Genomic DNA, 14,900 nt, shown 5'->3' on the forward strand with positions numbered 1-14,900 from the left:
AGCGCGGCAGACTCCGCGCGATGAATGCTACGGCTGCTTCAGGTCCCCGCCTGCTCAATCGGGAACTCGGCATCCTCGCCTTCAACGAGCGCGTGCTCGCGCAGGCCGAAGACCCCGACATGCCGCTGCTCGAGCGGCTGCGCTTCCTCACGATCGTCAGCAACAACCTCGACGAGTTCTTCGAGATCCGGATCGCCGAGCTCAAGCAATTGCGCCTGCGCGGTCGCGAGCCCGCCGAGTCGCGGGCGGCCCGCGACGAGATCGTCGCCCGGGCGAGAAGGCTGGTGGAGCGCCAGTACGCGCTGCTGAACAACACGATCCTGCCGGCGCTGGCCACGCACGGCGTGGTCATCCACCTGAGCGGCACCTGGACCGAGGCGCAGCGCGCCTGGGCCGAGCGCTACTTCGATTCCGAGGTCGAGCCGCTGCTCACGCCGATCGCGCTGGATCCCTCGCACCCGTTCCCGCGCATCCTGAACAAGAGCCTGAACTTCATCGTCGAGCTGCATGGCCAGGACGCCTTCGGCCGCAAGGCCGGCGTGGCCGTCGTGCAGGCGCCGCGCGCGCTGCCGCGGGTGCTGAAGGTGCCGCCCGAGGTGTCCGGCGCGCCGCACGGCGTGATGCTGCTGTCCTCGATCGTGCAGGGCTTCGTCGACCGGCTCTTCCCGGGCATGACGGTGCGCTCGGTGCACCAGTTCCGGCTCACGCGAGACAGCGACCTGTTCGTCGACGACGAGGAGGTCACCGACCTGCGCGAGGCCCTGCAGGGCGAGCTTTCGCAGCGCCACTACGGCGACGAGGTGAGGCTCGAGGTCTCGGCCGGCATCCCGGATTCGCTGGTGGGCCTGCTGCTGCGCGAGTTCGAGCTCGACGAGCACGACTGCTACCGGGTGGCCGGCCCGGTCAACCTGGTGAGGCTGCAGCAGATCATCGGCCTGGTGGACCTCCCCGAGCTCAAGTTCGCGCCCTTCGAGCCGGCCGTGCCGGCGGTGCTGCGCGAGAAGGACCTGTTCGCGGCCATCCGCAAGCGCGACATCCTGGTCCACCATCCCTACGAGTCCTTCTCGCCGGTGATGGAGTTCCTGGTCAGCGCCGCGCGCGATCCGAAGGTCGTCGCGATCAAGCAGACCGTGTATCGCACCGGGGCCGACTCGGCACTGATGCAGGCGCTGATCGACGCGGCCCAGGCCGGCAAGGAAGTGACCGTGGTCGTCGAGCTGATGGCGCGCTTCGACGAGGAAACCAACATCAACTGGGCCGACAAGCTCGAGCGCGCCGGCGCCCACGTGGTCTACGGCGTGGTCGGCCACAAGACTCACGCCAAGATGGCAATGGTGCTGCGCCGCGAGTCGGGCAGGGACGGCACGAAGCTGCGGCGCTACGCGCACCTGGGCACCGGCAACTACCATCCTCGCACCGCGCGCCTGTACGAGGACTTCGGGCTGTTCACCGCCAACGAGGACATCTGCAGCGACGTGCACGAGGTCTTCCGCCGGCTCACCGGGCTGGGCCAGCGCGGCACGCTCAGGCAGCTGGCCCAGGCGCCGTTCACGCTGCACGAGATGGTGCTGGCCTCGATCCGCCGCGAGGCAGCCAACGCCCGCGCGGGGCGCAAGGCGCGCATCGCTGCCAAGGTCAACGCGCTGCTCGAGCCCACGGTCATCGACGCGCTCTACGAGGCCAGCAACGCCGGCGTGAGGATCGACCTGATCGTTCGCGGCGTCTGCGCGCTGCGGCCCGGCGTGCCGGGCCTGTCGGAGAACATCCGCGTGCGCTCGATCGTGGGGCGCTTCCTCGAGCACAGCCGCGTCTACTACTTCTGGAACGGCGGCAAGAAGGACGTCTGGCTCTCGTCGGCCGACTGGATGGACCGCAACCTGTTTCGCCGGGTCGAGGTCGCCTTCCCGATGCGGGATCGCAAGCTGCGCGACCGGGTAATCGAGGAAGCAATCGAGGTCCACCTGCGCGACAACGTCAACGCCTGGCTGATGGACGCCGATGGCCGCTACGCGCAGCGCAAGCCCCGCAAGGGGGGCAAGCGGCACCAGGCGCAGATGGAGCTGCTGGCGCGGCTGGCGGCCGGCTGACGGGCGGCCGGTCGGGCCGCGCCGCCTGCCTCGGCGCCGCCGGCGATCGACACGGTCGGCGATCGGCGCCGTCATCGATCGTTCATCTGGCTGTCATCGTTCCTGAACGGAGCCGTCATCGTCGCCTCCTAGCATCCGTGGGGTTCATCGACCCCATCCACGGAGCACGAACATGAATTTCGACAACGACGACATCCCGAGCAATCCGTCCTCCAATCCCAGCCTGCAGCAGATCGTCGACCGCACGGTCTCGCGCCGCGCGATCCTGAAGTCCGGCCTCGGCATCGCGACCCTGCCCTTCTTCGGCGCGCTGGTCGCCTGCGGCAGCGGCGGCGACGATGCAGCGGTCGCCTCGACGGTCGTCGAGCAGGCCAAGCCCCTGCGCAAGGCCTTCACGCCGGTTGCGATCTCGACTGGCGACGCGGTGGTCGTGCCCGAGGGTTACGTGGCCGAGGTCCTGTACCGCTGGGGCGACCCTCTGACCAACTCGACGGCCCATGGCTGGCGCGGCGACGCCTCGGAAGGCTGGGCCGAGCAGGAGAACCAGGCCGGCGACAACCACGACGGGATGAGCTACTTCCCGCTCGTCGCGAACGCCGACGGCGCCAGCGAATCGGGTCTGCTCGTGATGAACCACGAGTACGTGAACTACGAGTACTTCTACTCGCCGGGCAACGATGCAGCCGATTGGCTCGCGCCCTGGACCGCTGACAAGGCGAAGAAAGCCATGGCCGGTCACGGCGTGTCGATCATCGAGGTCAGGCGTGCCAGGGACGGCGCGATGTCCTACGTGCCGGGCTCGCAGTACAACCGCCGCATCACCGGTTACACGCCGATGGAGATCACGGGTCCGGCCGCGGGAGCCGAGTCGCTCAAGACCGCCGATGATCCGACCGGCACGCGTGTGCTTGGTACGCTGAACGACTGCGCCAACGGCAAGACGCCCTGGGGCACCTACCTGGCCTGCGAAGAGAACTTCAACGGCTACTTCGGGTCGACCGATCCGGCCTACGTCCGCACCGCGCTGGAGCGCCGCTACGGGGTCAACACCTCGAGCAGCTACCGCTGGCACGAAGTCGACGAGCGTTTCGACATCAGCAAGAACCCGAACGAGCCGAATCGCTTCGGGTGGATCGTCGAGATCGATCCGTTCAATCCGGCCAGCACCCCCAAGAAGCGCACCGCGCTCGGCCGCTTCAAGCACGAGAACGCCGAAGTCGTGATTGCCAGGGACGGCCGCGTCGTGGTGTACATGGGCGACGACCAGGCCAACGATTACATCTACAAGTTCGTCTCGGACGGCAAGTACGATCCGCGCAACCAGGCGACCAATCGCGACCTGCTCGATTCGGGCACGCTCTACGTCGCGAAGTTCGACAATGGCGACGCGACGGGTGACTTCAAGGGCGTCGGCGAGTGGGTCCCGATGGTCCACGGCATGGGTCCGCTGACTGCCGCGAATGGTTTCGCCAGCCAGGCCGACGTGCTGGTCGACACCCGCGGCGCGGCCGACCTGCTCGGCGCGACGAAGATGGACCGCCCAGAGTGGATCGCCGCCAACCCGAAGACGGCCGGCGAGGTGTTCTGCGCGCTGACCAACAACAGCGGCCGCACGGTCACCGACGACGCCAACCCGCGAATGGCCAACCGCTACGGCCAGATCGTGCGCTGGAACGAGGCGGGCGGCGACGCCACCGCGCTCAGCTTCGACTGGGACCTGTTCCTGGTCGCCGGCAACCCGATCGCCTACTCGGACCGTCAGGACCTGCGTTCCGGCTCGGCCGTGATTACCGCCGAGAACACCTTCAACAGTCCGGACGGCATCGCCTTCGACCACGACGGCCGACTCTGGATCCAGACCGACGGCAACTTCTCGAACGTCAATGACTACCAGGGCCAGGGCAACAACCAGATGCTGGTTGCGGACTTGAAGACCGGTGAGCTGCAGCGCTTCCTCTTGGGCCCGAGCGGCTGCGAGGTGACCGGCCTGGCCTTCACGCCCGACATGCGGACGATGTTCGTGAACATCCAGCACCCGGGCGAGATCGGCAGTCACCCGAACCGTCCGAAGAAGGCGGACGGCTCGACCTACGGCGACAACGACATCGCGCGCGACCCGCTCGCGTTCTCGAAGTGGCCCGAGGCTTCGGGCGGCCGGCCGCGCTCGGCCACGGTGGTGGTGCGCCGCGCCGACGGGCGAAAGCTGCTCGGCTGAAGCCTGGCGGGAGGGGCTCGATTGGCCGCGCCGGATGGCGCGGCCAACACGAGGCTCCCCGTCGGCGGGCGGCAGGCCTTCGGGCCTCGCTGCCCATTTTCGTTTCCGCTGTCGTTTCCCAGGGCGCCGAGCCGCTCAGCAATGCGCCCGCAGCCAGTCCTCGACACGCGCGACATCGGCGGCGCTTAGCCTCAGCCCCAGCTTGGTCCTGCGCCACACCACGTCGGCGGCTTCGCGCGCCCACTCCTCGCGCACCAGGTAGCGCAGCTCGGCCTCGTGCAGGCCCGGCGCGACCTCCTCGCCCAGGTCGGCCAGCGACCTGGCGTCGCCGATCACCCGGTCGATCCGCGAACCGTACAGCCGCGCCAGGCGGGCGAGCAGCGGCTGCGGCAACCAGGGCAGCGCCCGCGCGCTGGCCTGCAGGAAGGACTGGAAATCCCGGTCCGGCAAGCCGGTCTCCGGGATCGTCGCCGACAGGTCGCCGCCGGGCAGCTTCGCGCCGCGCGTCCAGGCCGGCGCGTGGTGACCGAGCGCCGGGGCGAGCGTGTCCACCGCTTCTTCGGCGAGCTTGCGGAAGGTGGTGATCTTGCCGCCCCACACGGTGAGCAGCGGCGCCGGTGCGGTTTCGAACTCCAGCAGGTAGTCGCGGGTCACCGCCGACGGGTCGCCCGACTCGTCGTCGAGCAGCGGGCGCACGCCGGCGTAGCTCCAGACAACGTCGGAAGGCGCGATCGGCTTGCGGAAGTAACGGCCGGCCAGTTCGCACAGGTAGGCGATCTCGCCGGCGTCGGCCCGCGCGCGGCCCGGGTCCTCGCGATGCTCGACGTCGGTGGTGCCGATCAGCGTGAAGTCGCGCTCGTAGGGGATCGCGAACACGATCCGCTTGTCCGCGTTCTGGAAGAGGTAGGCCATGGGGTGGTCGAAAAGCTTCGGCACCACGATGTGGCTGCCCTTGACCAGGCGCAGCGAACGCCGGCCGGCGCGCTGCATGCCGCCCTGCAGGAACTGCATGGCCCAGGGGCCGGCCGCGTTGACCAGCGCCCGCGCCCGGACCGTGCGCGCGCCGGGCGCGCCCGTGCTGCGGCCGTCGCCATCGGTGGCGTCCGCGCGCCCCGTGTCGCGCAGATGCACCCGCCAACCGCCTTCGGCCTGCTCCGCGCCGGTCACCCGCGTGCGGGTCAGCACCGCCGCGCCGCGGTCGGCGGCATCGCGCGCGGCGAGCACCACCAGCCGCGCGTCGTCGACCCAGCCGTCGGAATAGACGAAGGCCCTCGAGAACTCCGGCTTGAGGGGCTCGCCGGCCGGATGCCCGGCGAGCCGGATGGCCTCCGACCCAGGCAGCACTTCGCGGCGCGCCAGATGGTCGTAGAGCCAGACGCCCATCCGGATCATCCAGGCAGGCCGCATCGACGGGTCGTGCGGCATCACGAAGCGCAGCGGCCACATGATGTGCGGCGCCGAGCGCAGCAGCACCTCGCGCTCGATCAGCGCCTTGCGCACCAGCCCGAACTCGTAATGCTCCAGGTAGCGCAGGCCGCCGTGGATCAGCTTGGTCGACGCCGACGAGGTGTGCGCGGCCAGGTCGTGCTGCTCGACGAGCACCACCGACAGGCCGCGGCCGGCGGCGTCGCGCGCGATGCCGGCGCCGTTGATGCCGCCGCCCACGACCAGCAGGTCGCAGCGCTCGGGGAGGCCGCCAAGGGATCCGGCGGCGGCAAGGGGGAGGTCGGGCATCGGTGGCGGTGGTTCTTCGGCCGGTCTGTCGGTCGGTCTGTCGTCAGGGCGATCGTTCGCTTTCGTTGCCGATTCTAGGACGAACCGAATTAAGATCGCGTGAACGAGAACGCACGAGACACGAATGAAGTACCTGCTCGCCCTGGACCAGGGCACCTCGAGTTCGCGCAGCATCGTCTTCGACGCCGCCGGCCGCATCGTCGCGCAGGCCCAGCGCGAGTTCCGCCAGCACTATCCCCGGCCCGGCTGGGTCGAGCACGACCCGCTCGAGATCTGGAGCACCCAGCTCGAGACCGCGCGCGAGGCGCTGGCCGGAGCGAAGCTGCAGGCGAAGGACATCGCCGCGATGGGCATCACCAACCAGCGCGAGACCACCGTGGTCTGGGAGCGCGCCACCGGCCGGCCGATCCATCCGGCGATCGTGTGGCAGGACCGCCGGGGTGAGCCGCTGTGCGAGGCGCTCAGGCAGGCGGGGTTGGCGCCGGCGATCGCGCAGCGCACCGGGCTGATCGTCGACTCGTACTTCTCCGGCACCAAGATCCAGTGGATCCTCGAGAACGTCCCGGGCGCGCGCGACGCGGCCGGGCGCGGCGAGCTGGCCTTCGGCACCATCGACAGCTGGCTGGTCTGGCAGCTCACCGGCGGGCGCATGCACGTCACCGACGTGAGCAATGCCTCGCGCACCATGCTCTTCGACATCCGCCGCGGCGCCTGGGACGACGAACTGCTCGCCGCGATGCGGGTGCCGCGCGAGATGCTGCCCAGCGTCCTGCCGTCCAGCCATGCCTTCGGCGAGACCGAGCCGGCGCTGCTCGGCGCCGCGATCCCGATCGGCGGGGTGGCCGGCGACCAGCAGGCCGCGCTGTTCGGCCAGGCCTGCTTCGATGCCGGCATGGCCAAGAACACCTACGGCACCGGCTGCTTCATGCTGATGCACACTGGCGAGCGCTTCGAGGCTTCGCGCAACGGGCTGGTGGCCACGGCTGCGGCGCAGCCTGCTGCGACGAAGCAGTACGCGCTGGAGGGCAGCGTGTTCATCGGCGGCGCGGTCGTGCAGTGGCTGCGCGACGGCTTGCGCGCCATCGAGAGCTCGTCCGACGTCGAGGCGCTGGCCGCTTCGGTGCCGGACTCGGGGGGCGTGGTCTTCGTGCCCGCCTTCACCGGACTGGGTGCGCCCTATTGGCGGCCCGACGCCCAGGGTGCGATCACCGGGCTGTCGCGCGGCAGCACCATCGCCCACGTCGCGCGGGCGGCGCTCGAGTCCATTGCCTTCCAGAGCGCCGCGCTGCTGCGGGCGATGCAGCGCGACAGCGGCGCCCCGATCACCGAGTTGCGAGTCGACGGCGGCGCCTGCGTCAACAACCTGTTGATGCAGTTCCAGGCCGACCTGCTGGGCATCCCGGTGGTGCGACCGCAGGTGGTGGAGACCACCGCGCTCGGCGCGGCCTATCTGGCCGGGCTGTCGGCCGGGGTCTGGGACGGACTGGCCGAGCTGTCCAGCCACTGGCGGGCCGAGCGGCGCTTCGTGCCCACGATGGACCGCGACCGGGCGGCCGGGCTGATGCAGGCCTGGGAGCACGCGGTGCGGCAGGCCACGGCCGCCTGAAGCGCGCGGCGGACGGCCGCGGGCCGAGGCTGCGAGGCCGAACGGGGATAATGCGGGAACAATCACAACGAACCCGCAAAGGACCCTGATGAGCCCCGACATCGTCACCCTGAACGCCGACGAGATCCTTCCCGACGACGGCTGCGCCGGCACCCTGGTCGGTCGCGCCTGGCTGCCCGCCGATGCGGCCGCCGGCCGCTCGCGCGCCGTCGCCGGCCCCGCGGTGGTCGCGATCCGCGCCGACGGCGTCTACGACCTGAGCGAGGCGGTGGCCACGATGGCCGGCCTGCTCGAGCGCGAGGAGCCGGCCGCGATCGTCAAGGCGGTCAAGGGCCGGCGTATCGGCGGCCTGGACGAGATCCTCGCCAACACCGCGAAGGCCGCCCCCGACGCTTCGCTGCCGCGGCTGCTCGCGCCCTGCGACCTGCAGGTGATCAAGGCCGCCGGCGTGACCTTCGTGGACAGCATGCTCGAGCGCGTCATCGAGGAGCAGGCCCGCGGCGACGCCGCCCGCGCCGAGGCGGTGCGCGCCCGCGTGCGCGCGGTGATCGGCGACAACCTGTCGGCGGTGCGGCCGGGCTCGGAGCCGGCCGCGAAGCTCAAGGCCGTGCTGATCGAGCAGGGCATGTGGTCGCAGTACCTGGAGGTGGGCATCGGCCCCGACGCCGAGGTCTTCACCAAGGCCCCGGTGCTGTCGGCGGTGGGCACCGGGGCCGAGATCGGCATCCACCCGCAGTCGGAGTGGAACAACCCCGAGCCGGAGGTGGTGCTGGCGGTGAACAGCGCCGGCAGGATCGTGGGCGCCACGCTGGGCAACGACGTGAACCTGCGCGATTTCGAGGGCCGCAGCGCGCTGTTGCTGGGCAAGGCCAAGGACAACAACGCCTCGTGCGCGATCGGGCCCTTCCTGCGGCTCTTCGACGAGACCTTCTCGCTCGACGACGTCCGCGCCCAGGACCTGGACCTGCGCGTGGAGGGCACCGACGGCTTCGTGATGCGCGGGGCCAGCACGATGAAGCGGATCAGCCGCGACCCGGCGGACCTGGCCGCCCAGACCCTGAACGCGAACCACCAGTACCCGGACGGTTTCATGCTGTTCCTGGGCACGCTGTTCGCGCCCACCGAGGACCGCGGCGCGCCGGGCGCCGGCTTCACCCACCACGTGGGCGACGTGGTCACCATCCGCAGCGCGCAACTGGGCGCGCTGCGCAACCGGGTCACCACCTCGGACCGGGCGCAGCCCTGGGCCTTCGGGCTGCGAGCCTTGCTCGGTAACCTGGCGGCGCGGGGGCTCTCGGAGCGGGCCTGAACGCGCCGATCGCCACCCGGTTCCCGATCCCCGGGTCGATCGGCGGGTCGGGGGCTTCGCCGCGAACCACGCTGTCCCTATTCGATCGCCAGGCGCGAGATCGTCCGGCGATACTGCTCGCTCTGGAACTCCGAGCCGGTCACCTGGCTTGCGAAGAGTCCGAGCTCGGGCAGGAAGTGGTCACGACGGCTCAGGCGGGTCGTGCGACCTTCGTCGATGGTCGTCCAGTTGCAGTCGAGCGTGGTCGCGCGACCGGGAAACTCGGGCCGCACGCTCGCCGCATCGACGTCGGGGCCCACCGTGCAGTCTGCGCTGAGTCGCCAGCGCTTGCGCTGCTCGGGCCGGTCGCCCCACCTCGAAGCGGACTCGTAGTCCGTCGCGAGCAGGAAGCGCTGGCCCGCGACGAGTGGGAAGATCGTTCCGGTCAGTTCGATCCTCGCCGGCCAGCTCCGGTAGGAATGGCCGTTCTTGCCTGCCTCGTCCGAGCCGTCGGCGTAGGCCAGCGTGACCAGGCCCGCCAGGGCGGACATGTGGTTCGACGACGACTCGACGACGCGGTCCCCGATCTCGCTGCGCGATCGCGTCTGCCGGAGCCAGAATCCGCTGCCGGCGGGCGAGAGGCGGATCGCTTCGGCCGACTGGTGGCTGCCGTCCGTGGCGCGCCCCTGGGTTTCGTAGACGACCTGCCGCAACGGCGGCGGCACCGCGAAGCGCGAATCGGATTCGAGCTGGCGGCGGATCTCGGCGGGCAACAGCGCTTGCAGCTTTCCAGGAGGCAGCCGGCGCCTCGGCAGCAGGCCGTCGGCCCCCGGCTCGGCCGGGCGTGCCAGGGCGTCGAGCCTCTCGCGGGCCCGTTCGCCGTGGGGTCCGCTCGTCTCGGCAGCCAGGCGATACAGGCGCTCCGCCTCGTCGGGGCGCTCGGCGTCGATGTCTGCGGCGAAATCGACAAGCAGGTCCGGCGACTTCAGTGACGGCGCCGGCAGCGGCGGCATGCTGCCCTGCTGCTGGACGATCTCCAGGCGAGCCTTTCGCTCCGCGTTGTGCGCCTCGGCAAGTTCGCGCTCGGCGCGCTCACGGTTCCGCGCTTCGCGTTCCCGCGCCGCGGCCTCCTCCTGCCGCTGCCGCGCCTGCTCCCGACGCAGGCACATCGACTGGGCGGAATCGCAGCGGCTCGTGCACTGTTTCATTGCGGACTCGACATCGCTGCGGCCCTTGCTGAGCAGGGCCGCGGCAAGGCCGCCGCCGGCGCAGGTGTTGACGCACGACATGTGGTCGAGCTCGCAGTCGGCCAGGACGATGACCGGCGCCGCCAGCGCGGCGAGGATCACGATCGGGATGTGCCAGCGCATGGCCGCTCAATCCTTCTGGTAGATGTCGGGATCGGCGCCGCGCCGCTCCTGGCGCTCGGCCTGGTAGCGCGCCGCGTCCTGCCATGCGTCGGCGGGGCCTGCGCGCACCCAGCGACGGTTCTCGCAGCGGTACATCCATTTGCCGTAGGCGGCCCATGCGCCGTTCGCGTAGTAGTTCAAGCGCGCGCCGTCCGCTTCGACCGCCGGTCGAGTGAAGTAGCTGCACGCCTGCCCCTCGTGATTGGCCTGCGGATCCTTCGGCTTGAAGGCGGTTGCGGCGGGGCGTGCGGGCGGGGCCGGCCGTGCCGAAGCCTGAGACTCGGCGCCAAGGCCCGTCCCGGCCGGCTTGCCGCCCGCGGCCGCTTCGGCAGCCCGCGCGAAGCAATCCACGGCCGCGATCTTGCGTTCGAAATTGTCGAGCACCTGCTTGCGGGGGCCGTCGTACATGTTCCTGATGAAGTCCGCGGTCTGCAGGGTGTCCATCGTGCCGCGCAGGACAGCCAGCAGCGCCTGCCAGTCGGCAGCTTTCCACTGCGCCCAGGGCCTGCCCTTCAGGGCGTCGAGGTTGCCGGCGGCTCGTGCGCGGTACCAGTCGAGGAAGACCCAGGCCTCGCTGCCGTAAGTCGAGATCCTGTCGAAGAACTCTCCGAATGTTCGCGCAGTGCGATCGGTGCCTTCGAGGAAGGTCGGGGGGCAGGCGCTCGGGGTTTGCGCCGCCGCGCTGCCCACGCTGGTCGCGAGCAGTGCGGCGCTTGCGAGGCTGACGAGAATTCGAGGGCGACTGAAAACCGGTCTGGGCATCGATTCACAGGCTCCATTTGATGACGGCGCCGGAAGGATACCGAAGACCCCACGTACCACGCCCGCCCCGGTACGGCAGTCAGACCGATGGTCGCCCGAACGGGACGAAGGGCCGTGCCAGCCGGCAGCTGCCGGCGTTTCAACGTTCCAGCAGCACCGACCCGCTCACGCTGACGCTGACCGTGGTCTTCCCCTCGGCGATCGGCATCGGCGCCGCCTCGGCCATGGCGGCGCGCGCCATCATCGCCTTGGGAGCCGGCTCGGGCTGCCCGGGGCCGGAATCGCTGACCGAAACGGCGCGCACCGCAAAACCCTTGTAGCCCAGCGCCTGCGAGGCGGCCTGCGCCTTGGCCCGGAAGGCCGCCACCGCCTCGGCGATCAGCTCGCGCTCGACCGCGGTGCGCGCCTCCCGGCTGAGGAAATAGGCGACCGACTCCACGTTGAGCGTGCCGGCAAGCTCGCCGACCAGCTTGTTGAAGTCCGCCGACGGCGCGGCGGTGAGCCGGATCGCGCCGCGCGCGCGCCAGGCGACGATCCGGGAATCCTTCCAGACCGGATCGGTGCGGTAGCCGGCGCTCTGCACCTCGAGGTCCTTGCGCTCCTTCAGGCGCTGCAGCACCGGATCGAGCTGCTCGTTGACGCGGGCCTGCGCGGGACCCGGTTCGGGCGCTTCGTGGCTCGAATACAGGGTCACCGACACCCGATCCTGCGCCACCTCTCGCCAGGCGTCCGCGGACAGCGTGAGCTGCGGAAACTCGGGCATGGCCGGCTGGGCCTGCGCGGGCGCGATCACGCCGGAGGCCGAGCGGCCGGTCTGCGCGGCAGCCGCGCCGGCCCACGACAGGCTGGCGAAGGAGGCCGCCAGGCCGAGGGCCGAGATCAGCGCCATCGCGGCACGCCGGCGCGGCGCGCGGCCTGCGTGCCGGCCGGGGGAGGGGTGGGTCATCGGAGGCTCCTTTCTTGGTCGACGGGCAAGCATAGCCTCAGGCCGGCATGATCAGCACGTCGCAGGTCGCATCGGACAGCACATGCCGCGTGACGCTGCCGATGAAGAAGGCTTCGGCCGCGGACTTGCCGTGCCGGCCCATCACGATCAGGTCTGCGTCGATCTCCTCCGCGGCCTCCAGGATGCTCCGCGCCGCGGAGCCCTGCACCACCTGGGGGCGTATCCGCGACCCGGCCTCGCCGAGACCGGCCGCCAGCTCGAGCACGCGCTTCAGGGCCTGCGCGCGAGCCAGGGCCCGGAAGCGATTGACCTCGTCGTCGGACACCCCGGCCAGCCAGAGCTTGCCCTCGAAGGGCAGCTCGAAGACGTGAAGCGCGGTCAGCTCGGCGTCGGGCGCGATCGCGGCTGCCGCGCGCATCGCGCCGGCCGAATGACCGGTGAAGTCGACCGGCACCAGCGCGCGACGGTAAGGCGGCTCCGGCGCGGCGCGGCTGACCAGCACGGGCCGGGTGGCCTTGCGCAGCAGGCGCTCCGCGGTGCTGCCGATGACCATGTCGCGCAGCGGATTCTGGCCGTGGGCGCCGAGCACCAGCAGGTCGGCCGATTCGGTCGCGGCCAGGATCTCGTCGTCGGGATCGCCGTTGCCCAGGCGCGTGGTCACCGCCACGCCGTCGATGGCCTCGCGCAGCCGCCCGGCCTCGGCCTCGATCATGCGGCGCGCGTCCTCGGAGAGCCGGATCTCGGCGTCGGCCGATCCCGGGAAGAGCGCCACCAGCGTGCGCAGCGCAGGCTCGCTCAGCACGTGCAGCAGTTGCAGCTCCGCGCCCAGCGTTGCCGCGACCGTGGCGGCGCGACGCGTCGCGATGCCGGCGTGCTCCGAGAAGTCGGTCGCGCAGAGCAGTCGTCGGAACCTGTCCACGGGCGCGCTCCGTGCCGGGCTCAGGACCCGCGGGTGAGCGTCACGCCGCCGTCGACCACCACGATCTCGCCGACCACGTAGTCGCCGGCGCGCGAGGCCAGGTAGATGGCCGCGCCAGCCATGTCCTCGTCCTCGCCGACGCGACGGGCGGGCACGCGGCGCGCGACCTCGTCGGCATGGTCGCGCGCCTCGCGGTTCATCTCGGAGCGGAAGGGGCCCGGGGCGATCGCCGACATCACGATGTTGTCCTGCGCCAGCCGCAGCGACATGCGCTTGGTCAGGTGGATCAGTCCGGCCTTGCTGGCCGCGTAAGAGTAGGTTTCCCAGGGATTCACCGAGATGCCGTCGATCGAGGCGATGTTGATCACCTTGGCCGGGCGGGCCTTCGCTGCGGCGCGCAGCTGCGGTGAGAGCGCCTGCGTGAGGAAGAAGGGCGACTTCATGTTCAGGTCGACCACCTTGTCCCAGCCGCTCTCCGGGAATTCATCGAAGGGCGCGCCCCAGGCCGCGCCCGCGTTGTTCACCAGGATGTCGAGCTGCGGCTCGCGCTTCGCGATCTCGGCGGCCAGCGCCTTCGCGCCTTCCACGGTGGACACGTCGGCCGGGAGGGACACGCAGTCGCCGAGCTTGCCGAGCTCGGCCGCGGTGGCGTTGCAGGCATCGGCCTTGCGCGAGGAGATGTAGACACGTTTCGCGCCGGCTGCCAGGAAGCCGGTGGCGATCATCTTGCCGATGCCGCGCGAGCCGCCGGTGACCAGCGCCACCCGGCCGGCGAGGGAGAAGAGTTCGGTGGTGTTCATGGAGTCTCCGTCAGACGTTGAACCTGAAGTGCATCACGTCGCCGTCCTTCACGACGTAGTCCTTGCCTTCGAGCCGCATCTTGCCCTTTTCCTTCGCGCCCGACTCGCCGTCGCAGGCGACGAAATCGTCGTAGGCGATGGTCTCGGCGCGGATGAAGCCGCGCTCGAAGTCGGTGTGGATCACGCCGGCGGCCTGGGGCGCGGTGGCGCCCACCGGCACGGTCCAGGCGCGGACCTCCTTCTCGCCGGCGGTGAAGTAGGTCTGCAGCCCGAGCAGTGCGAAGGCCGCGCGGATCACCCGGTTCAGGCCCGGCTCGTCCATGCCCATGTCCTCGAGGAAGACCGCCTTGTCCTCGTCGGACATGTCGCCGATCTCGGCCTCGATCGCCGCGCAGACCGGCACCACGATCGAGTTCTCGGCGGCCGCGTGCTTCTTCACGGCCTCGAGGTAGGGGTTGTTCTCGAAGCCGCCCTCGCGCACGTTGGCCACGTACATGGTGGGCTTGGCGGTGATCAGGCACAGCGGCGCGAGCACCGCCTTCTCTTCCTCGTACAGGTCGAGCGAGCGCACGGGCTTCGCCTCGTTGAGCACCGTCATGCACTTCTCGAGGACGGCCACCAGCCGCTGGGCCTCCTTGTCGCCGCCGGCGCGCGCCTGCTTGCCGTAGCGGACCAGCGCCTTCTCCACCGTGGCCATGTCGGCCAGCGCGAGCTCGGTGTCGATGACTTCGATGTCGGACAGCGGATCGATCTTGCCGCTCACGTGGACCACGTTCTCGTCCTCGAAGCAACGCACCACGTGAACGATCGCGTCGGTCTCGCGGATGTTGGCCAGGAACTGGTTGCCCAGCCCCTCGCCCTTCGAGGCGCCCGCCACCAGGCCCGCGATGTCGACGAACTCGACCGTGGCCGGCAGCACCCGCTGCGGTTTGACGATCCCGGCCAGCCTGTCGAGCCGCGGGTCCGGCACCTCGACGATGCCCACATTGGGCTCGATCGTGCAGAAGGGATAGTTCTCGGCCGCGATGCCGGCCTTGGTCAGGGCGTTGAACAGGGTCGACTTGCCGACGTTGGGCAGGCCGACGATGCCGCATTTGAGAGACATGTGTGGAAGCTCCGGGCGGGCCGCGGGAC

General features: G+C 70.5%; 11 protein-coding genes. 4 read left to right on the plus strand and 7 right to left on the minus strand.

Annotated elements, in window-relative coordinates:
• Window positions 1-20 precede the first annotated feature (20 nt).
• Together ppk1 and FHP08_RS11685 are read left to right on the plus strand one after the other, a co-directional pair.
• Complete coding sequence (gene ppk1, locus FHP08_RS11680) at window positions 21-2,087, plus strand: polyphosphate kinase 1 (RefSeq protein WP_147704626.1); 2,067 nt, start codon at window positions 21-23, stop codon at window positions 2,085-2,087.
• A gap of 172 nt (window positions 2,088-2,259) precedes the next feature.
• Entirely contained in the window at window positions 2,260-4,302 is a 2,043-nt protein-coding gene (locus FHP08_RS11685; protein WP_147704627.1) for a PhoX family protein, read from the plus strand.
• A 135-nt stretch (window positions 4,303-4,437) separates the two neighbouring features.
• On the opposite strand, the gene glpD is transcribed toward FHP08_RS11685, so the two are convergent.
• The gene (glpD, locus tag FHP08_RS11690) at window positions 4,438-6,036 is read right to left on the minus strand and encodes a glycerol-3-phosphate dehydrogenase (RefSeq protein ID WP_147704628.1); all 1,599 of its coding nucleotides are present in this window, start codon (window positions 6,034-6,036) and stop codon (window positions 4,438-4,440) included.
• A gap of 124 nt (window positions 6,037-6,160) precedes the next feature.
• On the opposite strand from glpD, the gene glpK reads away from it, so the two are divergent.
• Both glpK and FHP08_RS11700 read left to right on the plus strand, forming a co-directional pair.
• On the plus strand, window positions 6,161-7,642 hold the full coding sequence (gene glpK / locus FHP08_RS11695; protein WP_147704629.1) for a glycerol kinase GlpK: 1,482 nt from the start codon (window positions 6,161-6,163) through the stop codon (window positions 7,640-7,642).
• Between the two features lie 88 nt (window positions 7,643-7,730).
• Window positions 7,731-8,951 (plus strand): fumarylacetoacetate hydrolase family protein, encoded by a 1,221-nt coding sequence (locus FHP08_RS11700; RefSeq protein WP_147704630.1) that lies wholly within the window; start codon window positions 7,731-7,733, stop codon window positions 8,949-8,951.
• A gap of 77 nt (window positions 8,952-9,028) precedes the next feature.
• On the opposite strand, the gene FHP08_RS11705 is transcribed toward FHP08_RS11700, so the two are convergent.
• The 6 genes from FHP08_RS11705 to ychF form a co-directional block, all read right to left on the minus strand.
• A complete protein-coding gene (locus FHP08_RS11705; RefSeq protein WP_147704631.1) occupies window positions 9,029-10,300 on the minus strand; it encodes a hypothetical protein in 1,272 nt (423 codons plus the stop codon).
• Window positions 10,301-10,306: 6 nt separating this feature from the next.
• Window positions 10,307-11,101 carry a hypothetical protein gene (locus FHP08_RS11710; protein ID WP_147704632.1) on the minus strand — a complete coding sequence of 265 codons (795 nt, stop codon included), beginning with the start codon at window positions 11,099-11,101 and terminating at the stop codon, window positions 10,307-10,309.
• Window positions 11,102-11,240: 139 nt separating this feature from the next.
• Window positions 11,241-12,047 carry an SIMPL domain-containing protein gene (locus tag FHP08_RS11715; protein WP_187272276.1) on the minus strand — a complete coding sequence of 269 codons (807 nt, stop codon included), beginning with the start codon at window positions 12,045-12,047 and terminating at the stop codon, window positions 11,241-11,243.
• A 37-nt stretch (window positions 12,048-12,084) separates the two neighbouring features.
• Complete coding sequence (locus FHP08_RS11720; protein ID WP_147704634.1) at window positions 12,085-12,966, minus strand: universal stress protein; 882 nt, start codon at window positions 12,964-12,966, stop codon at window positions 12,085-12,087.
• 20 nt (window positions 12,967-12,986) lie between these two features.
• A complete protein-coding gene (locus FHP08_RS11725) occupies window positions 12,987-13,766 on the minus strand; it encodes an SDR family oxidoreductase (protein WP_147704635.1) in 780 nt (259 codons plus the stop codon).
• 10 nt (window positions 13,767-13,776) lie between these two features.
• Complete coding sequence (gene ychF / locus FHP08_RS11730; RefSeq protein ID WP_147704636.1) at window positions 13,777-14,871, minus strand: redox-regulated ATPase YchF; 1,095 nt, start codon at window positions 14,869-14,871, stop codon at window positions 13,777-13,779.
• Between the last annotated feature and the right edge of the window lie 29 nt (window positions 14,872-14,900).

Origin of the sequence: Zeimonas arvi, assembly GCF_008039575.1 — a bacterium.
Classification (GTDB): Bacteria; Pseudomonadota; Gammaproteobacteria; order Burkholderiales; family Burkholderiaceae_E; genus Zeimonas; species Zeimonas arvi.

Bases quoted from the DNA above. Each gene is read 5' to 3' on its own strand.
- ppk1 (WP_147704626.1), top strand. From the start codon at position 21: ATGAATGCTACGGCTGCTTCAGGTCCCCGCCTGCTCAATCGGGAACTC.
- FHP08_RS11685 (WP_147704627.1), top strand. From the start codon at position 2,260: ATGAATTTCGACAACGACGACATCCCGAGCAATCCGTCCTCCAATCCC.
- glpD (WP_147704628.1), bottom strand. From the start codon at position 6,036: ATGCCCGACCTCCCCCTTGCCGCCGCCGGATCCCTTGGCGGCCTCCCC.
- glpK (WP_147704629.1), top strand. From the start codon at position 6,161: ATGAAGTACCTGCTCGCCCTGGACCAGGGCACCTCGAGTTCGCGCAGC.
- FHP08_RS11700 (WP_147704630.1), top strand. From the start codon at position 7,731: ATGAGCCCCGACATCGTCACCCTGAACGCCGACGAGATCCTTCCCGAC.
- FHP08_RS11705 (WP_147704631.1), bottom strand. From the start codon at position 10,300: ATGCGCTGGCACATCCCGATCGTGATCCTCGCCGCGCTGGCGGCGCCG.
- FHP08_RS11710 (WP_147704632.1), bottom strand. From the start codon at position 11,101: ATGCCCAGACCGGTTTTCAGTCGCCCTCGAATTCTCGTCAGCCTCGCA.
- FHP08_RS11715 (WP_187272276.1), bottom strand. From the start codon at position 12,047: ATGACCCACCCCTCCCCCGGCCGGCACGCAGGCCGCGCGCCGCGCCGG.
- FHP08_RS11725 (WP_147704635.1), bottom strand. From the start codon at position 13,766: ATGAACACCACCGAACTCTTCTCCCTCGCCGGCCGGGTGGCGCTGGTC.
- ychF (WP_147704636.1), bottom strand. From the start codon at position 14,871: ATGTCTCTCAAATGCGGCATCGTCGGCCTGCCCAACGTCGGCAAGTCG.